The following is a 25156-nucleotide window of genomic DNA, read 5'->3' as shown; positions in this document are numbered from 1 at the left end:
AACGATGTGTGAGCTTTCCCACTTCGATGAGAATTGCCTTGAGGCAACCGTGTCCGGCAGAGTCTCAGTCCTGTCAGGCCCCGCATACGACACATGTGTACCCCCAGCGGTACGACACCACAGCATCATCTGAACTTCATAGAGGTCGTCGTATGCCGCCCGAGCACCACGCGGCACTCCCCTCAGGGGAGTTGCCCACCGGGCCCGTGTCTCCCGTGACCCCGTAGTTGGGAGGCCAGCGCCAGGGGCACGATTGCGTCCGCGAGGGTCACCTACAGCGGGCGATGCTGGAAGGAAACCGTGTGAGCCGGATTTCGGTCCGGGGATTCGCCGTGGCTTCAGCCACCGCGGTCACCACCGTCGGCGCCGTCGTGGGTGTTGCCTCGGGCAGCACCGCTCAGCCCTCGAACAACGAGGCTGAGGCCACGGCGAGCGACGCGACCCTCCTCGCCGACATACCCACGGGTCAGCAGGCCCAGGTGCAGACCGCCTCGCTGACACAGCAGGCGGAGACGCAGGCCATCGCTGCGGACAACGCTGCCCAGAAGTCGGCGGAGGAAGCGGCGCGTAAGCAGGCCGCCGAGGACGCCGTCGCCAAGCAGCAGGCCGCCGCCGACGCCAAGGCGAAGGCGGAGAAGGAGGCGAAGGCACGCGCTGAGGCCAAGAAGGTCGCCAGCCGCTCCGCCACCCGCGACGCGTCCAGCTTCGCCACGCAGGCGTCTTACTCGGCATCGCAGATACAGGCGATGGCGCGTCAGATGGTCCCCGCGGGGCAGTTCCAGTGCTTCAGCAACATCGTGGACCACGAGTCCAGCTGGAACTACCAGGCGACCAACGCCTCGTCCGGTGCCTTCGGCCTCTTCCAGGCGCTGCCCGCCTCGAAGTACTCCTCCGCGGGTGCCGACTGGCAGACCAACCCGGCCACCCAGATCAAGTGGGGCCTCAACTACATGGACAGCCGCTACGGCAGCCCGTGCGAGGCCTGGACCTTCTGGCAGGCCAACCACTGGTACTAGTACCGGTACCGAGCGCATGACGGGCCGTCGGCCCGTCAACCTTCCGGAGCCCCTCACCGTCCTACGGTGAGGGGCTCCGGCTGTGGTTCGGGGTACCGTCGGATCCGACGACTCCGGGGGGAGTGGTGAGAGCGCTCGGGGGAAAAGGACGGATCATGTCGCGAGTTCCAGGTTGGCTCGACCGGATCGGCAGCGGGCTCAGCCGGATGGGGGAGCGGTTGGACGAACGCCGCGCCCAGGCCGAGCGTGACGAGCACGGGGACGACCCCGTCCCGGCGGCCGTTCCGGTCCACACCGAGCAGTACCGGACCGAGCAGTACCGGACCACCGGGGAGTACCGGGTCGACGGGACCGCGCCTGCCGCCGAGTCCCCTGTGCCCGACACCCGGCCGGAGAGCGGCGGCGGCGAACACGTTCCCGCGCCGCCCGCGTACGCCCCCGCCATAGCCGCCAGACCCGACCCCGTCGCGGCCGTGCCGTGGGGCATGCGGGTCGCGGCCGAGGCCGGCTGGCGCCTCCTCGTCCTCGCGGGCACCCTGTGGGTCCTGATGAAGGTCATCGGCGCCGTACAGCTCGTCGTCTTCGCCTTCGTCGCCGCGATGCTCATCACCGCGATCCTCCAGCCGACCGTGGCCCGCCTCCGCAAGCACGGGGTGCCGCGCGGCCTCGCGACCGCGCTCACCGCGGTCCTCGGCTTCGTCGTCATGGGGCTCGTCGGCTGGTTCGTGGTCTGGCAGGTCCAGGAGAACATCGACAACCTCTCCAGCCAGATCCAGGACGGCATCGACGAGCTGCGCAGGTGGCTGCTCAACAGCCCGTTCCATGTGACCGAGAGCCAGATCAACGACATCGCCAAGAGCCTGAGGGACGCGGTCGGCGCCAACACCGACCAGATCACGTCCGCGGGCCTCGAAGGCGTCACCGTCATCGTCGAGGCGCTCACCGGCATCCTGCTCACGGTGTTCTCGACGCTGTTCCTGCTCTACGACGGCCGGCGCATCTGGGAGTGGACCCTCAAACTCGTCCCGGCGCAGGCACGTCCGGGTATCGCGGGCGCGGGGCCGCGGGCCTGGCGCACGCTGACGGCCTACGTCCGCGGCACGGTCGTGGTCGCCCTGATCGACGCGATCTTCATCGGCCTCGGCATCTTCTTCCTGGGTGTCCCCATGGCGGTGCCGCTCGCCGTCTTCATCTTCCTGTTCGCGTTCATCCCGCTGGTGGGCGCGGTCATCTCCGGCGCGCTCGCGGTGGTGGTGGCGCTCGTGACGCAGGGCGTGTTCACCGCGGTGATGACGCTCGCGGTGGTCCTCGCGGTGCAGCAGATCGAGGGCCACATCCTCCAGCCGTTCATCCTGGGCCGGGCGGTGCGGGTGCATCCGCTGGCGGTCGTGCTGTCCGTGGCGGCCGGCGGGATGGTGGCCGGGATCGGTGGGGCGGTGGTGGCGGTGCCGCTCGTCGCGGTGACGAACACGGTCGTGGGCTATCTGCGCTCGTACTCGCACGAGTCCGCGATGCGGCACGCTGCGCGGCCTCATGGGGCGACGGCGCTGGGGGTGGCCCCGGTGGACCCGCCGGTGCGGGAGGGTTCGTAGCGCGGCTCACCAATGTCCTCAAACTCCCCCAGACTCCGTCCGGGGGGACCCCCACAGGCTGGAATATCCAGCCCGTCCGGCGTTTGAGGACATTCGGGAAGGGGCGGGCTGGGGGAGAGAACATGAAGGCCCCGCCCGGCACGCAGCCGAACGGGGCCCACACATATAGACCGCCCTACTCGGAGAGCACAGCCTCAGAGTCCAGCGTGACGCCCACCGCCTGGACGACCGCGGCGATCTTGAACGCCTCCTGGATCGTCTCGCGGTCGACGCCCGCCTTGCGCAGCACCTGCTCGTGCGAGTCGAGGCACTGACCGCAGCCGTTGATCGCGGAGACCGCGAGGGACCACAGCTCGAAGTCGACCTTCTCGACGCCCGGGTTGCCGATGACGTTCATCCGCAGGCCGGCGCGCATCGTCCCGTACTCCGGGTCGGAGAGCAGGTGGCGCGTGCGGTAGAAGACGTTGTTCATCGCCATGACCGCGGCGGCGGACTTCGCGGCGGTGTACGCCTCCGCGGACAGGTTCGCCTTGGCCTCCGGCTCCAGCTCGCGCAGCACGCGCGGGGAGCGGGACGCGATGGCGCAGGCGAGCACCGTGCCCCACAGCTGCTGCTGCGGCAGCTCGGAGTTGCCGATGACCGAGCCGAGGTTCAGGCGCAGGTCCTTGGCGTAGTCCGGGATGGCGGACTTGAGTTCGTCGAGAGCCATGTCAGTTCAGTCCGTTCACTCGCCGGAGAGGAGCGCGACCGGGTCCAGGGTGTTCTCGCCCTTGGTCCAGTTGCAGGGGCAGAGCTCGTCCGTCTGGAGCGCGTCCAGGACCCGGAGGACCTCCTTCGGGTTACGGCCGACGGAGCCCGCGGTCACCATCGTGAACTGGATCTCGTTGTTCTGGTCGACGATGAAGACGGCGCGCTGCGCGAAGCCGTCCTCGCCCTCGATGCCCAGGTCGCGCATGAGCTCGTGCTTCGAGTCGGCGAGCATCGGGAAGGGCAGGTCGGTCAGGTCCGGGTGGTCCTTGCGCCAGGCGTGGTGCACGAACTCGGAGTCGCCGGAGAAGCCGAGGATCTGGGCGTCACGGTCGGCGAACTCGTCGTTCAGCTTGCCGAAGGCCGCGATCTCGGTGGGGCACACGAAGGTGAAGTCCTTGGGCCACGCGAAGACGATCTTCCACTTGCCCTCGTAGGTCTTGTGGTTGATCTGCTCGAACTCCTTGCCCTTCTCCAGGGAGACACAGGCGGTCAGATCGAACTGGGGGAACTTGTCACCGACAGTGAGCACGCACTACTCCTAGCACATTGGACGAGCCCCTTTTGAGGGCTTTCCACGGGGGTTGGACTGATCACGATGGTGGCACAGGGTGCATTGATTATGGAAATAGCTAGACTTGGTGCTGTTGATCGGACCTGGCTATCAGTAGCCGTAGGTAATAAGGGGAGTGACCATGGCCAGCAGCAAGCGGCGGCAGCCGAGCCTCGCCCAGTTGCGGGCCTTCGCGGCCGTCGCCGAGCATCTGCACTTCCGGGACGCGGCCGCCGCGATCGGCATGAGCCAGCCCGCGCTCTCCGGCGCCGTGTCCGCCCTGGAGGAGGCGCTCGGCGTGACCCTCCTGGAGCGCACCACACGCAAGGTGCTGCTCTCGCCCGCCGGTGAGCGGCTCGCGGTGCGCGCCAAGGCCGTGCTCGACGAGGTGGGCGCGCTCCTCGAGGAGGCGGAGGCGGTGCGGGCGCCGTTCACGGGAACGCTCCGGCTCGGCGTCATCCCGACCGTCGCGCCCTATCTGCTGCCGGCCGTGCTGCGGCTCGTCCACGAGAAGTACCCGGACCTGGACCTCCAGGTCCATGAGGAGCAGACCTCGTCCCTGCTCGACGGGCTCGCGGCGGGGCGGCTCGACCTGCTCCTGCTCGCCGTGCCGCTCGGCGTGCCCGGGGTCACCGAACTCCCCCTGTTCGACGAGGACTTCGTGCTCGTCACACCGCTCGACCACTGGCTCGGGGGCCGCGAGGGCATCCCGCGCGAGGCGCTGCGCGAGCTGCGGCTCCTGCTCCTCGACGAGGGCCACTGCCTGCGCGACCAGGCGCTCGACATCTGCCGCGAGGCCGGCCGCGCGGACGCCCCGGTGACCACGACGGCCGCCGGCCTGTCCACGCTGGTCCAGCTCGTCGCGGGCGGCCTCGGTGTGACGCTGCTGCCGCGCACCGCGCTCGCCGTGGAGACCAGCCGCAGCAGCCAGCTGCTCACCGGGTTCTTCGAGGACCCGGCGCCGACCCGCCGCATCGCCCTCGCCATGCGGACGGGGGCGGCGCGCGGCGCGGAGTACGAGGAGCTGGCCGGCGCCCTGCGCGAGGCGGTCCACTCGCTGCCGGTACGGGTGCTGTGACGCGGGGCACGTCCTGGGCGGGATGAGGGGTGGGCCGCCGGAGGAGAGGCGTGTGCGGACCGTGTGCGTCTGGTGCGATCTCGTGCGCATGACCGGAAATCACGCAACCATCCGAGCCCCCAGATCGTCGGTTCCCATGGGGTAGGTGCTGATTGTCACGTCCGGAAATGCCCGGATCGACATTCTTTTGCCCTTAGGTGCGGTGTTAGCTTCATGAGCTGATTAAGCACTGATGAGCGAGAAGTGCGCACTGGGCGCACGGACGCGTCAGCCACGAGAAGCGGAGTAACGGGAACCATGGGCCGAGCGGAAGCGAGACGAGCACGGCAGCGCGGTGGCGCGAGCCGGGCGGCGCGCGGGGGCTCGGCCACCCGGCGGACGGGCATACGCCGCCTCTTCACCTGGAAGAAGATCGTCGGCACGCTCTTCGGGCTGATACTCCTCTGCATGGGCGCGTTCGTCGTGCTGTACCTGGTGATCGACATCCCCGAGGGCAACCCGGACGCGACGCGGCAGAGCAACGTCTACAAGTACAGCAACGGCGACACCATGGCCCGTATCGGCCAGGTCAACCGTGAGATCGTCGATCTCTCCGAGGTGCCCAAGCCGGTCCAGGAGACCTTCGTCGCCGCCGAGAACAAGACGTTCTACAAGGACCAGGGCATCGACCTGAAGGGCACCGCCCGCGGCGTGATCAACACGGTCACCGGCAAGGGCAAGCAGGGTGGTTCGACGATCACCCAGCAGTACGTGAAGAACTACTACCTCACGCAGGACCAGACCGTCACGCGCAAGCTGAAGGAACTGGTCATCTCGCTGAAGGTGGACCGCAAGAAGTCCAAGGACGACATCCTCGCGGGCTATATCAACACCAGCTTCTACGGCCGCAGTTCGTGGGGCATCCAGGCCGCCTCGCAGGCCTACTACGGCATCGACGCCAAGAAGCTGACCGTGGAGCAGGGCGCGTATCTCGCGGCGCTCCTCCAGGCCCCGAACCAGTACGACTGGGGCATCGCCACGGACACCGGCAAGCGGCTCGCCAAGGCCCGCTGGAACTACGTCCTGGACAACATGGTCGACATGCACTGGCTCAGCGCGAGCGAGCGCCAGGGCATGAAGTTCCCGACGCCGAAGGCACCGAAGGCCGCCGCCGGGCTCACCGGCCAGGAGGGCTACCTCTACACCGCCGCCAAGGCCGAGGTGATGAAGGAACTGAACCTCACCGAGGCGCAGTTCGACGCGGGCGGCTACACGGTCACCCTCAACATCGACCGCAAGAAGCAGAAGCAGCTGGAGAAGGCGGTCAAGCAGCAGCTGACCGACAACCTGCACCCGAAGAGCAGCAAGGCCGACTCCCGGGTGCAGGCCGGTGCCGCCTCGGTCGACCCGAAGACCGGCAAGGTCCTCGCGCTGTACGGCGGCCCGGGCCTCAGCGAGCACTACGTGAACAACGCGACCCGCACCGACTACCAGCCGGCCTCCACCTTCAAGCCGCTGATCCTCGCGGCCGCCCTGGAGAACAGCGCCACCACGCAGAACGGCCAGTCGATCCGGGCGAACACGATCTACGACGGCACCAACAGGCGGCCGGTCCTCGCCAACGGGCAGAAGGTCGGCTTCGCCCCGCCGAACGAGGACGACCACAGCTACGGCCCGGTCACCGTCCAGACCGCCATGAACAAGTCCATCAACTCCGTCTTCGCGCAGATGGGCGTCGACGTCGGCATGGACCAGGTCATGGCCACGGCGAAGAAGCTCGGCATGGACGCCGCCGACCTCAAGCCGTACCCGGCGCAGACCCTGGGCACCATGGGCGCCAGCCCGATGGAGATGGCCGGTGTCTACGCGACGCTCGACAACCACGGCAAGCAGGTCACCCCGCAGATCGTGAAGTCCGTGGCCAAGCAGGGCCAGGACATCCCGCTGCCGAAGTCGATCGGCAACCAGGTGATCAGCCGCGCCGCCGCCGACTCGGTCACCTCGGTCCTGACCGGCGTGGTCGACGACGGTACGGCGAAGGCCTCGGTCCGCGACAACCCGGCCCGCGCCGGCCAGAAGGTCGCGGGCAAGACGGGTACGTCCGACGGAAACAAGTCGGCCTGGTTCACCGGCTACACGCCCGATCTGGTCACCTCCGTGGGCCTGTTCGGCGAGGGCGCGCTGAAGACGTCCGAGGCGGGCGCGCACGTGTCCATGAAGGGCGCCGGCGGTCTGCCGCGCGTGGACGGCGGCAGCTTCCCGGCCCGCATCTGGGCGCAGTACACCTTCAACTCGACCGACCCCACGGCCCAGTTCGACCTCAACACGGACATGGGCGCGGCCGTCGAGGTGCCGTCCACGCCGCAGGACACGCCGACCGACCAGCCGACCACCCCGGCGTCGGACACCCCGACCACCCCGGAGTCGACCCCGCCGACGACGCCCAGCACGCCGTCCTCGACCCCGGAGTCCACCCCGCCGACCGACTCCCCATCGGGCGGCGTCACGCCCCCGACGGACACGTCCTCGCCGACCTTCGGCATCCCGCAGAACCCGAACGGTTCGAGCAGCAAGAAGCCGCACGGCGGCGGCTGACAGTGACGTACGCGAGAGGGCCCGGAACCACACGGTTCCGGGCCCTCTCGCGTACGCAGGGGACCTACTCGCTGTCCACCGCCGCGGCGATCCGGTCGCCGAGCGCCTTGTCCACATGGCGCCAGTACTGGAGCGCGCGGTCGAGGACGGGACGCGTGACCCCGTCGCCCAGATGCCCGCTGACGTTCGCCACCAGCCGCTCCCGCTGCGTGTCGTCGAGGACGGTGCGGACCAGCGTGCCCGCCTGCCCGAAGTCGTCGTCGTCCCGGTGCAGGGCGTACGCCTCGCGGACCATCTCGCCCGCCGCCCGCCAGCCCGCCGGGTCCCCGTAGGACCGCACGTCCGCGGCCGGTCCGCCGTAGGAGTTCGGCGCGTAGGGCCGGGACACGTGCGCCGGCGTGTACCGCATCGGGCCGTCCTTGGCGTACGAATTGACCTGCGCGCGCGGGCGGTTCGGCGGGAGCTGCGCGTAGTTCGGGCCGATCCGGTAGCGGTGCGTGTCCGGGTACGAGAAGAGCCGGCCGAGCAGCATCTTGTCCGGGGACGGGCCGATGCCGGGCACCAGGTTCGACGGCTCGAAGGCGGCCTGCTCGATGTGGACGAAGTAGTCCTCGGGGTTCTCGTCGAGCCTCATCCGGCCGACCTCGATCAGCGGGTAGTCGCCGTGCGGCCACACCTTGGTCAGGTCGAAGGGGTTGAAGCGGTAGCCGGGGGCGTCCTCGAACGGCATGATCTGGACCTTCAGGGTCCAGCTCGGATGCTCGCCGCGCTTGATCGCCTCGAACAGGTCACGCCGGTGCGCGTCCCCGTCCGTGCCCGCGAGCTCGTCGGCCTCGTCCTGGGTGAGGAAGTCGACGCCCTGGTCGGTCTTGAAGTGGTACTTCACCCAGAACTTCTCGCCGCCGGCGTTGACCCACATATAGGTGTGGGACGAGTACCCGTTCATGTAGCGGTACGACTTCGGGATGCCGCGGTCGCCCATCAGCCACGTCACCATGTGCGCGGACTCGGGGGACAGCGTCCAGAAGTCCCACTGCATGTCGTGGTCGCGCAGGCCGCTGTCGGCGGTGCGCTTCTGGGAACGGATGAAGTCCTGGAACTTGGTCGGGTCACGCACGAAGAAGACCGGCGTGTTGTTGCCGACCATGTCGTAATTGCCCTGTTCCGTATAGAACTTGAGGGCGAAGCCGCGGGGGTCGCGCCAGCTGTCGGGCGAGCCCTGCTCGCCGGCCACCGTCGAGAAACGCGCCAGCATCCCGGTCCGCTTCCCCGGCTGGAAGAGGTCCGCCTTGGTGAACTGGCTGACGTCGTTGGTCACTTCGAAGACGCCGTACGCGCCACTGCCCTTGGCGTGCACCACCCGCTCGGGGACCCGCTCGCGGTTGAACTGGGCCATCTTCTCGATGAGGTAGTGGTCCTGGAGCAGGATCGGGCCGTCGGGTCCGACGGTCAGCGAATGCTCGTCGCTCTCCACCGGGATGCCCGCGTTGCTCGTGGTCCGCGGGACCTGGGGTGTGCCGGTCACGATCGTCCTCCCGTCATCGCTGAGGGTCGGGGGTCGGGTCGCTACGTCCACACGCCAGTGAACTCCGCCGACCGGGTGTCGGCAACATTTGTCCCGATCGTCAGTTCGCATGCGACAGCTCGAACCACACCACCTTTCCGGTGCTCAGCCGCGTAGCGCCCCAGCGCCGCGCCAGCCGGTTCACCAGGTACAGGCCGCGCCCGCCCTCGTCCGTGGCGCGCGCCTGCCGCAGCCGGGGCAGCTGCGGCACGTCGTCGCCGACCTCGCAGCGCAGCACGTCCGTGCGCAGCAGCCGCAGCGTGACCGGCCGGGACGCGTACCGCACCGCGTTCGTCACGACCTCGCTGACCAGGAGCTCCACCGAGTCGGTCAGCTCCTCCAGGCCCCACCGGGCGAGCGCGCTGCGCGCGAGCCGCCGGGCCCGGCCGGGCGCCGCGTCCTCCGGGTCCAGGAGCCAGTACGCGACGTCGCTCGGCGCGATCCCGTCGAAGCGGGCCGCGAGCAGCGCGATGTCGTCGTCCCGGTCGCCCGGGCCGAGCATGTCGAGCACCTCGTCGCACAGGGCCTCGAGGGGCGGCGGGTGGTCGGGCCCCGTCAGCTGGGCCGTCGCCGCGAGCCGCTCCCGCAGCTGCTCTATCCCGGTCCACACGTCCCGAAGGCGCGACTCGACCAGGCCGTCCGTGTAGAGGAGCAGAGTCGCGCCCGCCGGGGCGTCCAGCTCGACCGCCTCGAAGTCGACCCCGCCGACGCCGATCGGCGCCCCCGGCGGGACCCGCAGCACCTCGGCGCGGCCGCCCAGGTGCAGCAGGACCGGCGGCGGGTGACCCGCGTTGGCGATGGTGATGCGGTGCGAGACCGGGTCGTAGACCGCGTACAGGCAGGTCGCCATGCGGTCGCTGCCGAGGCGCTGGGCCTGCTCGTCCAGGTGGTGCAGGACCTCCTGCGGCGGCAGGTCGAGCCCGGCGAGGGTCTGCGCGGTCGTGCGCAGCTGGCCCATGATCGCGGCGGACGTCATGGAGTGGCCCATGACGTCGCCGACGACCAGGGCGACGCGGCTGCCGGGCAGCGGGATCGCGTCGTACCAGTCGCCGCCCACGCGCGCGGTCTCCGCGGCCGGCAGATAGCGCGACGCGAGCCGCACCCCCGTGGGCCGCGGCAGCGTCTCGGGCAGCATCGTGCGCTGGAGCTCGTCGGCGATGTAGGCCTCGCGGCCGTACAGGACGGCCTTGTCGATGCCGAGTGCGCTGTGCGTGGCGAGCTGCCCGGCGACCAGGAGGTCGTCTGCCTCGAACGCGGGCCGCTCGGGGCGCCGCAGGAACACGGCCGCGCCGATCACGCGGCGGCGGCCGCGCAGCGGCGCCAGGATCGCCCGCTGCCCGGTGGGCAGGGCGAGGTCCGGGTCGTCGCCGAGCAGCTCGGGCAGCGCGGCCAGCGCCGCGGGCGAGTCCGCGAACACGGGCCGTACGCCCCGCAGCACCTCGGCGAGCGCGCCGCCCGTGCGCACCTCGCACAGCTCGGCCGTGACCGGGTCGCCCTGGTTGGTGGCGGCCGTCATGGTCAGCAGTCCGCCGCTGTCGCTGTCCGGATCCTCGGCGCCCTCGTCGATGAGGCGCAGCCGGTCGGTCCTGCGCAGCCGCAGCACGACGGGCCCGGTGGGCCGCTCGTCGCCGACCGGCAGCGGGTCCCGCAGGTACACCAGGATCACGTCGGAGAACGTGGGCACGGAGGCGCGGCACAGGCCCATGACGATCTCGTCGAGGTCGATGCCCCGGGCGATCCGCCGGGTCGCGGCGCCCACGAAACGCAGCCGGTCCCCGTCCCGCCGCATCGCGACGGGCGTCCCCGGTGGGCGCGGCTGTCCGCTGCGCCGGTCGGGCACGGGCCTCGGGCGGTGCGGATCGTCGGGCCCGGCGTCCGACAGGGCGTGCTCGGGCGCGCTCCCACCGGCCTCGCGGCCGGGACCGGCCGGAGCGGGTACGGGTGCGGCCCCGCCGTGCTCGGGGGCGGGCTGTGGGGCGCCGGACGCGGCGGATCCCCGGAGGCCGGGGTCGGCGTCGTCGGCGGAGGCGGTCGCGCCGGTGGACGCGGCACCGGGGCGGCCCTGTACGGGGAACGCGCCGGAGGCGCGCCTGAGAGCCCCGCGGGGGTCCGCGGGGGCGGCGGGGCGGGCGGCCGGCCGGCGGCCCTCGTGGGAGGTGGGGTGCTCCGTCACGCGTTTCGAATCCGTCCGTCCTGGGCTGCGCGTCGCACTGCGACGTGCCGCTTCACTTCCCGGCGCGCCGGCAGTTGAAGAACAGCTGGTGTTCGGGTGGTACTTCGGTGCTTGCCGGAGCGTACGCGTACGTGTGCTCGCCGGTGATCTCCAGTCCCGCGTCGCGTACGACCTGGCGCAGCTCGTCCCGCAGAAATCCCGATACCCGGATTGTGTGCCCCAGGAACGGAATCTCGGCGTCGTCGAGGTCGGCCTCGACCATCGACAGGGCAAGCCGGCCGCCGGGTCTGAGCATCGAGCGCAGCAGCCGCAGCGCCGTGGGGATCTCGGTGCGGGGCAGCATCAGCAGCGTGAAGAAGCAGGTGACGGCGTCGAACTGGCCCAACTCGCCGGGCTCTTCGCCCACTTCGGGCCGCAGTGATGCGAGGTCGGCCTGGCGGAACTCGGCGCCCGGAACGTTCTTGCGGGCGAGTTCCAGCATGCCGGCCGACAGGTCGACACCGACCACGGTGTGCCCCGCGTCCACCAGTTGGCGGCTCGTGGGAACACCTGTGCCGCTGCCCACCTCCAACACCCGGGAGCCGGGCGCGAGATCCGCGAGCAGCGCGTCGACCGCCGCCAACTGGCCCTCCTTGTGCGGGAAGGCGTCGTCGTACCGGGAGCCGATCGCGTCGAAGGCCTCGGCCTGCCCCGTACGGTCGGGCGCCGGGACCCGGTGGCCGGACCCGTACGCGCCGTACGTCTCGCGCCTCTCGTGCCTCTCGCTGCCGTGACTCACGGTCCCGCCGCCCCTCGATGGCCTCGTCGACATCGTTGACATGGTGTCAGACCTGCTGCAAGTGCGAAGAGTTGTGCGATGCGTGCACTTGCGGAGGACGATCCTACGTTTGAACCACGGGGGCGCATCAAGGGTCTCATGAGGACACGTGCGCGGGCGTACGGTCCCAGTCACCCGGAAGGGCGGGAACCGGCCACGCGGGATCGGGCCGCCAGTGCTGCCAGCCGTCGGGGAACGGATGCCCCCACGTCTCGATCCTCTCGACCGCCGCCTGCCCCGCGCCGCGCACGGAATCGGCCTGCGCCGCGCTCATCAGGCCCGCGACCTGCGCCTGCGCGAACTCGTCCTCGTCGTGCCAGCGCCAGCTGCGGTCCGGGTACACCGACAGGTCGAGGAAGTGGTCCTCGGAGTCCACGCCGCCGGCCCACCGGGCCCGGGGCTGCTCCAGGTTCACGTACCAGTTCCTGAACCGCCAGCCCGGCTCCCAGAACAGCCAGACCGACCAGGGCTCGCCGGGCCGGGCCAGCTTCAGGACGCCGGTGCCGGACCAGTGGTCGCGCAGCACGGTGCGCGGCTTCGTGTACCGGGTGGCCAGCGGCTCCCGGTGGACGGGTGTGCCGTCGGCCAGGACCGGTCTCACGCACTCGGTGCCGGGCGCCAGCCACACGGCCAGCAGGTCGGCGCTGTCCTCGACGACGGTCACGGGACGGCAGATGTGGAAGCCGTCGCCGCCGTTCGCCCGGTAGCGCCACAGGATCCGGCTGCCGGGCGCCCAGCGCCCGGCCCCACCGTCGGTCTCACCCGCCAGAATGCTCGTCCGGTCTGTCATGCGCAGATATTAGGTGCCCCAGGCATACGACGCTGCGGCAGGCGTCATGAATTCGGTCAGACGCCAGGTCCTGTCACGGGTGTGTCATCCGCAGGACATCAAGCGCCTCGTCCAGCTGCTCGACGGTGAGGTCGCCGCGCTCCACATAGCCGCCGTCGAGGACGACCTCGCGGATCGTGCGGCGCTCGGCCAGCGACTTCTTGGCCACCTTCGCGGCCTCCTCGTAGCCGATGTACTTGTTCAGCGGCGTCACGACGGACGGCGAGGACTCGGCGTACTCGCGGGCGCGCTCGCGGTTCGCGGTGATGCCGTCGACGGTCCGGTCGGCGAGCAGCCGGGACACGTTCGCGAGGAGCCGGATCGATTCCAGGACGTTCTTGGCGATCACCGGGAGCATGACGTTGAGCTCGAAGTTCCCCGCCGCGCCCGCGACGGCGACCGTCGTGTCGTTCCCGGTGACCTGCGCGGCGACCATCAGGACCGCCTCGGGGATGACCGGATTCACCTTGCCCGGCATGATCGAGGAGCCCGGCTGAAGGTCCGGCAGGCTGATCTCGGCCAGACCGGTGCGGGGTCCGGACGCCATCCAGCGCAGATCGTTGGCGATCTTCGTCAGGCCGACCGCGATGGTCCGCAGCTGCCCGCTCGTCTCCACCACCGCGTCGCGCGCGCCCTGCGCCTCGAAGTGGTTGCGCGCCTCGGTCAGCGGCAGGCCCGTGGTCCGCGCCACCTCCGCGATGACGGCGGCCGAGAACCCGGGCGGCGTGTTGATCCCCGTGCCCACCGCCGTTCCCCCGAGGGGCAGTTCGGCGAGCCGCGGCAGCGAGGCCTCCAGCCGCTCGACGCCGTACGCGATCTGCGCCGCGTAGCCGCCGAACTCCTGCCCGAGCGTCACCGGGGTCGCGTCCATGAGGTGCGTGCGGCCCGACTTCACGACGTCGGCGAACTCCTCCGCCTTGCGCTCCAGGGCGGCCCGCAGATGGCCGAGCGCCGGGATCAGATCGTGGGTGACGGCGGCGGTGGCCGCGATGTGGATCGACGAGGGGAAGACGTCGTTCGACGACTGGGACGCGTTGACGTGGTCGTTCGGGTGGACGTCGCGGCCCAGGCGTTCCGTCGCGAGCGTCGCCAGGACCTCGTTGGTGTTCATGTTGGACGACGTGCCGGAGCCGGTCTGGAAGACGTCGACGGGGAACTGGTCGTCCCAGCGCCCGTCGGCGACCTCGCCGGCCGCCTGTGCGATCGCCTGGGCGATGTCCTCGTCGATGACCCCGAGGCGCGCGTTCACCAGGGCCGCCGCCGCCTTGACGCGGGCGAGCGCCTCGATGTGGGCGCGCTCCAGGCGCTGGCCCGAGACGGGGAAGTTCTCCACGGCGCGCTGGGTCTGGGCCCGCCATTTCGCGTCCGCGGGGACCCGCACCTCGCCCATGGAGTCGTGCTCGATCCGGTACCGGCCGGGTCCGCTGCCGCCTGCGCTGCCGCCGCCGTTGCCGTCGTCGTTGCCGTCGTCGTTCGTGGCCCTGGTCGCCGTCGTCATCGTCGTACCTCCGTAAAACTTGAGCACTTGTCTTGTTCTGGCTATTCCCAAGTCACTTACCCGCCAGTAAATACCTCGGGTAACACCGAAAACCGGGGAGGCGTCATGAACGTCCTGCACCGCACCAGACCAAGCATCAGCCCCAGCATCAGATGCGCCGTCGCCGTTGTCGCGGCGACGGCCGCAGCTCTCGTCGGCTTCAGCGTGCCGGCCGCGACCGCGGCGCCGGCACCCACGGCGGCCACCGCCGCCACACCGCTCCCGCCCGACCTGGAGAAGATCCGCGCCGCCGAGGCCACCCAGCTCTACGGGTCCCCGGCCGAACGGCCCCTCGCCGACCGCAAGACCTCACTCATCTCGCTCGGGGACAGCGAGATCTCGGGCGAGGGCATCGGCACCTACGAATCCCCCACCAACGGCCCCGACAACTGGTGCCACCGCTCGGCCGACTCGGCCATCCACAAGACCACCATCCCGGCCGACGTGACCTACAACGTCGCCTGCTCCGGCGCCTACAGCGGCAACATCCGCATCGGCGGCAGCAAGCAGTACGCCGACGAACTCGTCCAGAGCGACAACCTGGCCGTCAAGGCCCGCAACACGAAGATCAAGATGGTGGTCCTCGTCGCGGGCGCCAACGACGACCTCCAGTTCGGCCCGGTCATGACCGACTGCGTCGAGCGCTACCTGCTGTCCCAGGGCCCCTGCGAGCCCAAGTACGCCCCCGGCTGGCAGGCCCGCGTCGACGGCCTCGTCCCCAAGATCGAGCAGACCGTACGCGACCTGCGCACCACGATGCAGGGCGCCGGGTACGCCGACACCGACTACAAGCTCGTCGTGATGGGCTACCCCAGCCCCATCGGCCCCGACTTCTACGACAACCCCAGCTTCCCCGGCAAGCTCAGTTGTGGCGGCCTGGGCTACGACTCCGACACCAAGTGGGGCCGAAACGTCGCCGTCCCCGCTTTCGAGCGCGGCATGTACAGGATCGCCAAGGACACCGGCGCCACCTACCTCGACAACTCGCGGCTCTTCCAGGGCCACGAGGTCTGCATGGAGGACACCTGGGCCCGCGGCGCGTACATCGACGTCACCAAGCCCGGCACGCCGGACGAGAACTCGCTGCGCCAGTCCTTCCACCCGAACGCCCGCGGACACGCCGCCTTCGCCTCCTGCCTGACCCAGCTCTACAACTCCGGCCTGAAGGCGGCCAGTTGCGCGGACGTGAACTCGACCGGCACCCCCACCCTGTTCCCGGTCCTGTGGGACGACGTCTACAAGCCGCTGAAGAACGCCGCCACCGGCAACTGCCTGGACGTCGACAGCTCCGTCAGCTCCAACGGCTCCCGCGTCCTCGGCTGGGACTGCGCGGGCACCCGTAACCAGACCTGGTGGTACGACTCGGCCCACCAGACCGTCATCACCGGCCTCACCCAGGACCGCTGCCTGGACACCGGCGACGCCACCTACCAGCCCGGCGCGGGCATGATCATCTGGAACTGCCACGGCGGCCAGCACCAGAAGTTCGTCCGTGACGCCGGCACCATTCGCCCCGCGGCGGCCACGACCATGTGCCTGACCCAGGCGTCCGCGAAGACACAGATCCGCCTCCAGAAGTGCGACGGCTCGCCCAGCCAGAACTTCACCGGCTGACGCGCCCTGTTACGGGGACGGCCCCGGCCACCGCACATGCGGTGACCGGGGCCGTCGCCCTTCTGCGGCTGGTCTACAGACCGGGGCCGCGCACCGGGATGTGAGTGAACGTCGGCTCCGGAGCCGGGTCCTTGAAGAAGTCGTTGCCCTTGTCGTCCACGACGACGAACGCCGGGAAGTTCTCGACCTCGATCTTCCAGACCGCCTCCATGCCGTCCTCCTCGTTGTCCAGGACCTCGATCTTCTTGATGCAGTCCTGGGCGAGGCGGGCGGCCGGGCCGCCGATGGAGCCGAGGTAGAAGCCGCCGTGCGTGCCGCACGCATCGGTGACCTGCTGCGAGCGGTTGCCCTTGGCGAGCATCACCATCGAGCCGCCCGCCGCCTGGAACTGCTCCACGTACGAGTCCATCCGGCCTGCCGTCGTCGGGCCGAAGGAACCGGACGCGTACCCCTCGGGGGTCTTCGCCGGGCCCGCGTAGTAGACCGGGTGGTCCTTCATGTACTGCGGCATGTCCTCGCCGGCGTCGAGCCGCGCCTTGATCCTGGCGTGCGCGATGTCGCGGGCCACGACCAGCGAACCGGTCAGCGAGAGGCGGGTCTTGACCGGGTACTTGGTCAGCTCGGCGAGGATCGCGTCCATCGGCTGGTTGAGGTCGATCTTGACGACGTCGCCTTCGGTTTCGAGGTGCTCGTCCGTCGTCTCCGGGAGGAAGCGTGCCGGGTCCGTCTCCAGCTGCTCCAGGAAGACGCCCTCGGCGGTGATCTTCGCGACGGCCTGGCGGTCGGCCGAGCAGGACACGGCGATCGCGACCGGGCAGGACGCGCCGTGCCGCGGCAGGCGCACCACGCGCACGTCGTGGCAGAAGTACTTGCCGCCGAACTGCGCGCCGATGCCGATCTTCTGCGTCAGCTCGAAGACCTTCTCCTCGAGCTCCTTGTCACGGAAGCCGTGGCCCAACTCCGAGCCCTCGGAGGGGATTTCGTCGAGGTAGTGCGCGGAGGCGTACTTCGCGGTCTTGAGGGCGTACTCGGCGGACGTGCCGCCGACGACGATCGCCAGGTGGTACGGCGGGCAGGCCGCCGTGCCGAGCGAACGGATCTTCTCCTCCAGGAACTTCATCATCGAGCCCTCGTTGAGGACCGCCTTCGTCTCCTGGTAGAGGAAGGACTTGTTGGCCGAGCCGCCGCCCTTGGCCATGATCAGGAACTTGTAGGCGCCGCCGTCGGTCGCGTACAGCTCGATCTGGGCCGGGAGGTTCGAGCCGGTGTTCTTCTCGTCCCACATGTTCAGCGGGGCCATCTGCGAGTAGCGCAGGTTGAGGTTCTTGTACGCGTCGTAGATGCCCTTGCTGAGCGCCTTCTCGTCCTGGCCCTCGGTGAGCACGTTCTGGCCGCGCTTGCCCATGACGATCGCGGTGCCGGTGTCCTGGCACATGGGCAGCACGCCGGCCGCCGCGATGTTCGCGTTCTTCAGCAGGTCGAGCGCCACGAACTTGTCGTTCGAGCTGGCCTCGGGGTCGTCGATGATGCGGCGCAGCTGCGCGAGGTGGGCGGGGCGCAGGTAGTGCTGGATGTCGTGGATGGCCTCTTCGGCGAGCTTGCGCAGCGCCTCCGGCTCGACCTTGAGGAAGGTACGGCCGTCCGGCCCCTCGACGGTCGAGACGCCCTCCGAGGTCACCAGCCGGTAGGGGGTGGTGTCCTCGCCCTGGGGGAGCAGATCGGTGTACGCGAACTCAGGCATCTCGCCCATTCCTCTTTGATCGGGACTCGGTTCGCCTCCGGGGCGCGGAAGCCGGTGCCGGGCGCCCGATCGTGCTCGACCCTCCTTCGTCGGGCCTCCGCACGTTCGGCCGCTCGGCACCGGCGCGCCCCTTCGGCTCACTCGTCGGGGGGCGGCCTCCGTCGGCAGCGTTCAATCAGGGTAGAACCTGCCGGACCGGGCGAACCTGTGAGGTAAGGCTCAGTAGCGCTCCGGCTCGCGCGGTGCGCCCCCTAGTCGCGATCTATCGCGTTTGGGTACGCTGGCCGGGTGGACCTGGAGAAGCGCCCCGAGCAGCCCGTGCCGCAGACCGACCTGCGTGCCTCCGATGCCGACCGCGACCGCGTCGCGGACGTCCTGCGCGAGGCCCTCGCGGAGGGCCGGCTCACCGCGGACGAGCACGCCGAGCGCATCGACGGTGTGTACCGCGCCAAGACCCACGCGGAACTCGAACCGCTGGTACGGGACCTGCCCGGCGCCCACCTTGCGCGCCGGCCCGCGGCTTCCTCGCCGGCGCCGAACCGGCCCACCACGGGCGCGGTCCCCGCGGTCGCCGACGAGAACCTCGTCGCCGTCTTCAGCTCCTCGGTCCGCAAGGGCCGCTGGCGCGTGGGCCGCAGGACACATGCGTACGCCGTCTTCGGCAACGTCGAGATCGACCTCAGTGAGGCGATCTTCGAGTACCAGCAGGTCGTCATCAAGGCGGTCTCCGTGTTCGGGAACGTGGAGATCCGCGTCCCGGAGAACATCTCGCTGCGCGGCAGCGGCGGCGGAGTCCTCGGCAACTTCGAGGTCGACACCCTCGATTCGGCCGATCCGGACGCGCCCGTCGTCTTCGTCGACGGCATCGCGGTCCTCGGCAACATCGAGGCGAAGGCCAAGCGCGGCAAGCGACTGCGCGATCTGCACGACCGCATGCGCAAACACCTCGACGGCTGACCGGCGGCGCGGCGGCGCACGAGCGGCGGAAGGTGGCGCGGCCGAGCGGCGGACGGTGGCGGGGGAACGCCCGTCCTTCGGAACTCAGTGCATAGGCGCGCACACAGCGGGTAGAGGTTGCTGCATCGTCGCTCGCTCGCGAAGCCGTCGTCAGGAGTAGACCGTGCCGCATCCGCCGCATCAGTCCCTGCAGGTCGCCGCCGTCCCCGCACAGCGGGGGCCAGTGCGAGATAGGGACCAGGACGCCCCGTGGCACACGGAGGCCGTGTGCAGGCGCGACGAAGCCGGCCTCTTCTTCGCCCCGTCCAAGGAGCCGACCGCGGCCCGCCTCTCCCGCGAGGAGGCCGCCAAGCGCGTCTGTGCGCGCTGCCCCGTGATGGTCGAGTGCCGCGAGCACGCGCTCCTGCAGCCCGAGCCCTACGGGGTGTGGGGCGGCCTGACCGCCGCGGAGCGCCGCGTGGTCCTCGCCCGCAGGCGCCGCCGCGAGGTCGAGCTGCGCAGCGCGGCGAGCTCCGTCGACCAGATCCGCGCGGCCGGCTAGCCGCACCCCCGATACGCGAACGGGACGCCCCTCCGCACAAGGGGCGTCCCGCTCACGTATTCGCTTGTCCGCGGCCCTACTTGGCGCGGTCGAAGTCGATCGCGCTGTACGCGCGCAGCTTCGCCAGGCGGTGGCGCGAGTCGATCTGGCGGATCGTGCCCGACTTGGAGCGCATCACCAGGGAGGACGTCGTGGCGCTCTCGGCGCCGTAGCGGACGCCGCGCAGCAGCTCGCCGTCGGTGATGCCGGTGGCGACGAAGAACACGTTCTCGCCGGACACCAGGTCGTTCGTCGACAGGACCCGGTCCAGGTCGTGGCCCGCGTCGATCGCCTTCTGCCGCTCCGCGTCGTCCTTGGGCCACAGCTTGCCCTGGATGACACCGCCCAGGCACTTGATGGCGCACGCCGAGATGATGCCCTCGGGGGTGCCGCCGATGCCGAGGAGCAGGTCGACGCCGCTGTCCTCGCGCACGGCGAGCACGGAGCCCGCGACATCGCCGTCGGAGATCAGCTTGATCCGGGCGCCGGCCTCGCGGACCTCCTTGATGATGCCCTGGTGGCGCGGCCGGTCCAGGATGACGACCGTGACGTCCTCGGGGGAGGCCTTCTTGGCCTTGGCGACGCGCCGGATGTTCACGGCCACCGGGGCGTTGATGTCCACGTAGTCGGCGGCCTCGGGGCCCGCGACCAGCTTGTCCATGTAGAACACCGCGGACGGGTCGAACATGGTGCCGCGGTCGGCGGCGGCCAGCACCGCGATGGCGTTCGGCATGCCCTTGGCGCAGAGCGTGGTGCCGTCGATCGGGTCCACGGCGATGTCGACCTCGGCGCTCGTGCCGTCGCCGACGCGCTCCCCGTTGTAGAGCATCGGGGCTTCGTCCTTCTCACCCTCACCGATGACGACGACGCCGTTCATCGAGACGGTGGAGACGAGGGTCCGCATGGCGCGTACGGCCGCGCCGTCCGCCCCGTTCTTGTCGCCGCGGCCCACCCAGCGGCCGGCGGCCATGGCCGCGGCCTCGGTGACCCGGACGAGCTCCAGGGCGAGGTTGCGGTCGGGGGCCTCTGCGGGGACTTCGAGTTCGGACGGCAGCTGATGATGCTCGGTCATCGAGACGCACCTTTCTGATACGGCGACGGCCGGATGAGGGTGATGCGCCAGACTCTATCGTCAGTCCGACAAAATGAGCAGACCGCCCCACGTTTGAGCAGACCGGGCCCTCGTGCGGGTGATCGCTCGCGTACCTGCGACGATGGGGGCGTGGCAGGTACCAAGGGCAAGAAGACCGTGGGAAGTCTGGTCCTCTCGATGGGCGCGACCGTGCTCGCGGCGGGCTGCATCTACATGTTCGTCCCGCACGACGAATCCGGCGACCCGCCGGTGAAGCGCGTGGACTACCGCGTGGAGCTGCTGACGGCGCGGCGCGCAGCGGCGTACCCCGTGGCGGCCCCCGAGGGGCTCACGAAGTCCTGGAAGCCGACGTCGGTGCGGTACGACGGGTCGAACTTCGACACGTGGCACCTCGGCTTCCACGACCCCGAGGGCCAGTACGTGGGGATCGAGCAGTCCACGGAGAAGCCCGTGACCTTCATCGACCGGGCCAGCCAGGGCGCCACCGCGACCAGCGCGACGCAGCGCATCGGCGGCGAGACGTGGCGGCGGTACAAGGGCGGCGAGTACGACTACAAGGCCCTCGTGCTCAAGGGCGACAAGTCGACGACCGTGGTCACCGGCACCGCGTCCTTCGCGCAGCTGACGAAGATGGCGGAGGCGCTGCGCACGAAGTAGCGCGGCACGGCACAGGAAGGGCCCCCGGCTGCTGCCGGGGGCCCTTCCTGTCGTGTGTGCGTGGGAGCACTCAGACCGTGGTGATGACCTGGTCGAGCTCCAGGCGCGGGGAGCGCGGGAACCAGGCGTCGTCGCCCGGCTTGCCGATGTTGATGACCATCAGCGGGGTGTGGTCGTCGTCCAGGAACTCCTTCTGGACGCCGGCGAAGTCGAGGCCCGTCATCGGACCGGCGGCCAGGCCGGCGGCGCGGACGCCGATGATGAAGTAGGCGGCCTGCAGGGTGGCGTTCATCGCGGCGGCGCCCTCACGGACGGGACGCTCGGCGAAGAAGACGTCCTTGGCCTGCGGGAAGTGCGGGAACAGCGCGGGGAGCTCCTCGTGGAACTCGTTGTCCGCGGAGAGGATCGCGACCAGCGGGGCGGCGGCCGTCTTCGGCTGGTTGCCCTCGGCCATGAGGCCCACGAGGCGCTCACGGGCCTCGGGGGAGCGGACCAGCGTGATGCGCAGCGGCGACTGGTTGAAGGCGGTCGGGCCGAACTTGACCAGGTCGTAGATCGCCTGGATCTGCTCGTCGGTCACCGGCTCGTCGGTGAACGTGTTCGCGGTGCGGGCCTCGCGGAACAGCAGGTCCTGGGCGGCGGGGTCAAGAACGAGAGACATGGATCAACCTTCTGGTGCGACGAGGGGTGGCTGTGGTGATCCGGTCCGTTCCGGTGCGTCCCGGTCCGAATCACCCGACGCACACCACAGTACGTCGGTGAAGTTCAACTTTCAACCAAAGCGGTTGTGGTCCTGTTCACACGGCTGCGCCGCAGGTGACGGGGCCCCCTCGGTCCTCGCTCGGTCCTCCCTCGGTCCTTCCTCAGTCCTCCGCGCCGCCTTCGCCCTCTTCGGCCGCCTCCTCGGAGAGTGCCGCGTCCAGGCGCGCCCGCGCCCCGTCCAGCCAGCGCCGGCACACCTTGGCCAGCTCCTCGCCCCGCTCCCACAACGCCAGCGACTCCTCGAGCGACGTGCCGCCCGCCTCGAGGCGCCGGACGACCTCGATCAGCTCGTCCCGTGCCTGCTCGTAGCCGAGCCCGGCCTCGTCGGTCTTCGTGGTGGTCATGCGCTCTCCTGGTTCCCGACGTTCTCGTTGCCGACGTTCTCGTTCCCGACCGGTACGTTCTCGGCCGGTACGTTCTCGACCCGTACCGTGAATTCGCCCTCGGCGACCCGCGCCCGCAGCACCTCGTCCGCCGTCACCTCGTCCGCGGCGCGCACGACGTCCCCGTCGGCCTTCTGCAGCACCGCGTACCCCCGCTTGAGGGTCGCGGCGGGGGACAGGGCCACCACGCGCGCGTGCGTGTGCGACAGCTCCGACGCGGCGCGGTCGAGGAGATGGCCGAGCGTGCGGCGGCCGCGGTCGGCAAGCGCCGTCACCTGCTCCTCGCGCACCTCGATCATGCGGTGCGGATCCTCCATGACCGGCCGGGCCAGCGCGTGCCGGAGCCCGCGCTCCTCCCGGTCCACGAACGCCTCGACGCTGCGCCGCGCCCGGTCCCGCAGCCACTGCACCCGCTCGTACTCCTCGCCGACGTCCGGCACGACCTTCTTGGCCGCGTCGGTCGGCGTGGACGCCCGCAGGTCGGCCACATAGTCGAGGAGCGGGGTGTCGGGCTCGTGGCCGATCGCCGAGACCACGGGCGTACGGCAGGCGGCCACGGCCCGGACCAGCTGCTCGTCCGAGAACGGCAGCAGATCCTCCACGCTGCCGCCGCCGCGCGCCACGATGATCACGTCGACGTCGTCGAGCGCGTCCAGCTCCTTGACCGCCTGCACGACCTGCGGCACGGCGTGCACGCCCTGCACCGGTACGTTGCGCACCTCGAAGCGGACGGCGGGCCAGCGATGCCGCGCGTTCTCCAGGACGTCGCGCTCGGCGGCCGAGGCGCGCCCGCACACGAGCCCGATGAGCTGCGGCAGGAACGGCAGCGTCTTCTTGCGCTCCGGTGCGAAGAGTCCCTCACCGGCGAGTGACTTCTTCAACTGCTCCAGCCTGGCGAGCAGTTCACCGACCCCGACCGGTCTGATCTCGGATGCCCGCAGCGACAGCTGGCCGCGCGGCGCGTACCACTCCGGCTTCGCCTGGACGACGACGCGCGCGCCCTCACTCACGACGTCCGCGACCGCGTCGAACACCTGCCGGTAGCAGGTGACGCCGACCGAGATGTCGTGCGACGGGTCGCGCAGCGTCAGGAACACGACACCGGCACCGGGCCGCCGGGACAGCTGGGTGATCTGCCCCTCGACCCACACGGCACCCAGCCGGTCGATCCAGCGCCCGATGAGCCGCGACACCTCCCCGACGGGCAGCGGGGCGTCCGCGGACGTATTCACAGCCATGCCGGTGAGCGTAGCGGCCACTTCGGACAGTGCCGCCCGAACGACGGCCCCTCCCCGCCCGCGCCGCCCCTGCGCTCCAGCCCCCGCCCTCACCGCCCCGACCCCCGCCCTCGCCGCGCCTACCCCACCCGTGCCCCCGTTTCCGCCCCCGCCCGCCGCCCCCGCTGCGCCACCACCACGACCAGACCCACCCCCAGCCAGATCGCGCCGACCACCTGGGCCGTGCCCGACGCCTCCACGATCACCGCGACCGTGATGGCCGCGCCGAGGACCGGGGCGAGCACATGACGCCACCAGCTGAACGCGCCGGAGCCGCGCCGCACCACGAACCAGCCCACCACGCTCGCGTGCAGCAGCACGAACGCCGTGAGAGCGCCGATGTCGACCACCGAGACCAGCTGGTCGAGGCCGTTGTCGCGGCGGGCCGCCCAGACCGCCGCGACCAGCGTGATCACCGCCGCGGACAGCAGCGCGACCCGCGGGACACCGGCGTCGGTCCGCGACAGCGCCTTCGGCAGCCGGCGGTCGCGCGCCATCGCGAACAGCAGCCGCCCGGCCGCCGCCTGCCCGGCCAGCGCCGCGAACGCCGCGCCGATCGCCTTGCTGACCGCCACCAGGTCGTGCAGCCACCCGCCGACCGACACGTCGATCGCGTCGTAGAAGGCGGACCCCTGCTTGACCGGCTCCGCAGCGAGCTGCGCCGACGACACGGGTTCGAGGAGCGCCACGAGATACGTCTGCGCGATGAACAGCACCCCCGCGAGCGCCAGACAGAACAGCACCGCACGCGCCACCTTCGCCGAGCCGCCCGTCACCTCCTCCGCGAACGACACGATCGCGTCGAAGCCCAGATAGGAGAGCACCGCCACGGACACCGCCCCGACGACCGCCGACAGCTCGAACGCGCCCCGCGACCCGTCCCCCGTCAGCGGCGACAGCCAGCCGCGCTGCGCCCCGTCCCGTACGAGTACGACGATCGCGGAGCCCATGAACACGAGCAGCACCCCGATCTCCATCGCAAGGACGGCGAAGCCCACCCGCGCGGCCGCCCGCACGCCCCACAGATTCAGGAGCGTCGTGACGACCACGGCGAGCGCCGTCCACACCCACCGGGACACGGACGGGACCAGGGCGTTCATTGCGATCCCCGAGAAGAGATAGGCGACCGCCGGGATGAGGAGGTAGTCGAGCATCGCCATCCACCCGGCGATGAACCCGGGCCCCTCGCCGAGCCCCACGCGCGCGTAGGTGAAGACCGAGCCCGCCTTCGGCGCGACCCGCACCATCTGGGCGTAGCTGAACGCCGTGAACGCCATGGCGACCGTGGCGACGACGTAGACGAGCGCGACCGCGCCGTGCGACTTCGCGTCGAGGGTGCCGAACACGCCGACCGGCGCCATCGGGGCGATGAACAGGAGCCCGTAGACCACGAGGTCCCGGAAGCCGAGGCTGCGCCGCAGCCCGTCTTCCTCCTGCTCGGCGGGTGGAGCGGTGTGGGCGGCCATCGAGCCTCCGTCTGTCGCGCACTTGTCTCGCACGTTGTCTTGCACGTTGTTTCGTACACGTTGTTTCGTACGTTGTTTCGCACGGGCCTTCAGTCTCCCCAAGTGGGGGATCTTTGACCTGTTGGGCGCGGCCTTACGATGGTGGG

Annotated in this window: 21 protein-coding genes; 8 read left to right on the top strand and 13 right to left on the bottom strand. The window is 70.4% G+C overall.

Translation table 11 applies throughout. The features are described from left to right. Positions 1–302 precede the first annotated feature (302 nt). Together EOT10_RS29305 and EOT10_RS29300 are read left to right on the top strand one after the other, a co-directional pair. On the top strand, positions 303–1016 hold the full coding sequence (locus EOT10_RS29305) for an aggregation-promoting factor C-terminal-like domain-containing protein (RefSeq protein WP_488803553.1): 714 nt from the start codon (positions 303–305) through the stop codon (positions 1014–1016). Positions 1017–1171: 155 nt separating this feature from the next. After that, the gene (locus EOT10_RS29300; protein ID WP_127831369.1) at positions 1172–2608 is read left to right on the top strand and encodes an AI-2E family transporter; all 1437 of its coding nucleotides are present in this window, start codon (positions 1172–1174) and stop codon (positions 2606–2608) included. Positions 2609–2783: 175 nt separating this feature from the next. Here EOT10_RS29300 and EOT10_RS29295 read toward each other — a convergent pair whose 3' ends face one another. Both EOT10_RS29295 and EOT10_RS29290 read right to left on the bottom strand, forming a co-directional pair. Beyond that, positions 2784–3317: an alkyl hydroperoxide reductase gene (locus tag EOT10_RS29295; protein ID WP_127831368.1), complete on the bottom strand. Its 534-nt coding sequence runs from the start codon at positions 3315–3317 to the stop codon at positions 2784–2786. A 15-nt stretch (positions 3318–3332) separates the two neighbouring features. After that, a complete protein-coding gene (locus tag EOT10_RS29290) occupies positions 3333–3887 on the bottom strand; it encodes a peroxiredoxin (RefSeq protein WP_127831367.1) in 555 nt (184 codons plus the stop codon). A gap of 163 nt (positions 3888–4050) precedes the next feature. Here EOT10_RS29290 and EOT10_RS29285 point away from each other — a divergent pair, with 163 nt between their 5' ends. After that, positions 4051–4986, top strand: a complete 936-nt coding sequence (locus EOT10_RS29285) for a LysR substrate-binding domain-containing protein (RefSeq protein ID WP_127831366.1) — start codon at positions 4051–4053, stop codon at positions 4984–4986. A 297-nt stretch (positions 4987–5283) separates the two neighbouring features. Further along, positions 5284–7560: a transglycosylase domain-containing protein gene (locus EOT10_RS29280; RefSeq protein WP_127831365.1), complete on the top strand. Its 2277-nt coding sequence runs from the start codon at positions 5284–5286 to the stop codon at positions 7558–7560. A gap of 64 nt (positions 7561–7624) precedes the next feature. On the opposite strand, the gene EOT10_RS29275 is transcribed toward EOT10_RS29280, so the two are convergent. From EOT10_RS29275 to EOT10_RS29255, 5 genes are all read right to left on the bottom strand, one after another. Then, on the bottom strand, positions 7625–9085 hold the full coding sequence (locus EOT10_RS29275; RefSeq protein ID WP_223281284.1) for a catalase: 1461 nt from the start codon (positions 9083–9085) through the stop codon (positions 7625–7627). 100 nt (positions 9086–9185) lie between these two features. Beyond that, positions 9186–11297, bottom strand: a complete 2112-nt coding sequence (locus tag EOT10_RS29270; RefSeq protein ID WP_127831363.1) for an ATP-binding SpoIIE family protein phosphatase — start codon at positions 11295–11297, stop codon at positions 9186–9188. 52 nt (positions 11298–11349) lie between these two features. Then, positions 11350–12075: a class I SAM-dependent methyltransferase gene (locus EOT10_RS29265; protein ID WP_223281283.1), complete on the bottom strand. Its 726-nt coding sequence runs from the start codon at positions 12073–12075 to the stop codon at positions 11350–11352. A gap of 136 nt (positions 12076–12211) precedes the next feature. Beyond that, the gene (gene fomD, locus EOT10_RS29260; protein ID WP_127831361.1) at positions 12212–12904 is read right to left on the bottom strand and encodes a cytidylyl-2-hydroxypropylphosphonate hydrolase; all 693 of its coding nucleotides are present in this window, start codon (positions 12902–12904) and stop codon (positions 12212–12214) included. A gap of 73 nt (positions 12905–12977) precedes the next feature. After that, the gene (locus EOT10_RS29255; protein ID WP_223281282.1) at positions 12978–14441 is read right to left on the bottom strand and encodes a class II fumarate hydratase; all 1464 of its coding nucleotides are present in this window, start codon (positions 14439–14441) and stop codon (positions 12978–12980) included. Positions 14442–14546: 105 nt separating this feature from the next. On the opposite strand from EOT10_RS29255, the gene EOT10_RS29250 reads away from it, so the two are divergent. Next, on the top strand, positions 14547–16094 hold the full coding sequence (locus EOT10_RS29250) for a ricin-type beta-trefoil lectin domain protein (protein ID WP_127831360.1): 1548 nt from the start codon (positions 14547–14549) through the stop codon (positions 16092–16094). Between the two features lie 73 nt (positions 16095–16167). Here the strand turns inward: EOT10_RS29250 and EOT10_RS29245 are convergent, their stop codons facing one another. Next, entirely contained in the window at positions 16168–17835 is a 1668-nt protein-coding gene (locus tag EOT10_RS29245) for a fumarate hydratase (RefSeq protein WP_189492213.1), read from the bottom strand. A 288-nt stretch (positions 17836–18123) separates the two neighbouring features. Here EOT10_RS29245 and EOT10_RS29235 point away from each other — a divergent pair, with 288 nt between their 5' ends. After that, on the top strand, positions 18124–18792 hold the full coding sequence (locus EOT10_RS29235) for a DUF1707 SHOCT-like domain-containing protein (RefSeq protein ID WP_127831358.1): 669 nt from the start codon (positions 18124–18126) through the stop codon (positions 18790–18792). Between the two features lie 163 nt (positions 18793–18955). Then, positions 18956–19333 (top strand): WhiB family transcriptional regulator, encoded by a 378-nt coding sequence (locus EOT10_RS29230; protein ID WP_127831357.1) that lies wholly within the window; start codon positions 18956–18958, stop codon positions 19331–19333. A 76-nt stretch (positions 19334–19409) separates the two neighbouring features. Here the strand turns inward: EOT10_RS29230 and glpX are convergent, their stop codons facing one another. Next, a complete protein-coding gene (gene glpX, locus EOT10_RS29225; RefSeq protein WP_127831356.1) occupies positions 19410–20444 on the bottom strand; it encodes a class II fructose-bisphosphatase in 1035 nt (344 codons plus the stop codon). Positions 20445–20594: 150 nt separating this feature from the next. On the opposite strand from glpX, the gene EOT10_RS29220 reads away from it, so the two are divergent. Beyond that, the gene (locus EOT10_RS29220) at positions 20595–21122 is read left to right on the top strand and encodes a DUF4245 domain-containing protein (protein ID WP_127831355.1); all 528 of its coding nucleotides are present in this window, start codon (positions 20595–20597) and stop codon (positions 21120–21122) included. 70 nt (positions 21123–21192) lie between these two features. Here the strand turns inward: EOT10_RS29220 and EOT10_RS29215 are convergent, their stop codons facing one another. From EOT10_RS29215 to EOT10_RS29200, 4 genes are all read right to left on the bottom strand, one after another. Beyond that, positions 21193–21783 carry a malonic semialdehyde reductase gene (locus EOT10_RS29215; protein WP_127831354.1) on the bottom strand — a complete coding sequence of 197 codons (591 nt, stop codon included), beginning with the start codon at positions 21781–21783 and terminating at the stop codon, positions 21193–21195. A 202-nt stretch (positions 21784–21985) separates the two neighbouring features. Further along, positions 21986–22228: an exodeoxyribonuclease VII small subunit gene (locus EOT10_RS29210; RefSeq protein WP_127831353.1), complete on the bottom strand. Its 243-nt coding sequence runs from the start codon at positions 22226–22228 to the stop codon at positions 21986–21988. Continuing rightward, positions 22225–23505, bottom strand: coding sequence for an exodeoxyribonuclease VII large subunit (gene xseA / locus EOT10_RS29205; RefSeq protein ID WP_127831352.1), 1281 nt, complete (start codon positions 23503–23505; stop codon positions 22225–22227). Before xseA ends, EOT10_RS29210 begins: the two co-directional genes overlap by 4 nt. 119 nt (positions 23506–23624) lie before the next feature. Continuing rightward, positions 23625–25010, bottom strand: a complete 1386-nt coding sequence (locus tag EOT10_RS29200) for an APC family permease (RefSeq protein ID WP_127831351.1) — start codon at positions 25008–25010, stop codon at positions 23625–23627. Between the last annotated feature and the right edge of the window lie 146 nt (positions 25011–25156).

The organism is Streptomyces antnestii (assembly GCF_004005495.1).
Classification (GTDB): domain Bacteria; phylum Actinomycetota; class Actinomycetes; order Streptomycetales; family Streptomycetaceae; genus Streptomyces; species Streptomyces antnestii.
The sequence above is the reverse complement of the archived record's forward strand: the minus strand, read 5'-3'. Positions and strand labels throughout refer to the sequence as shown.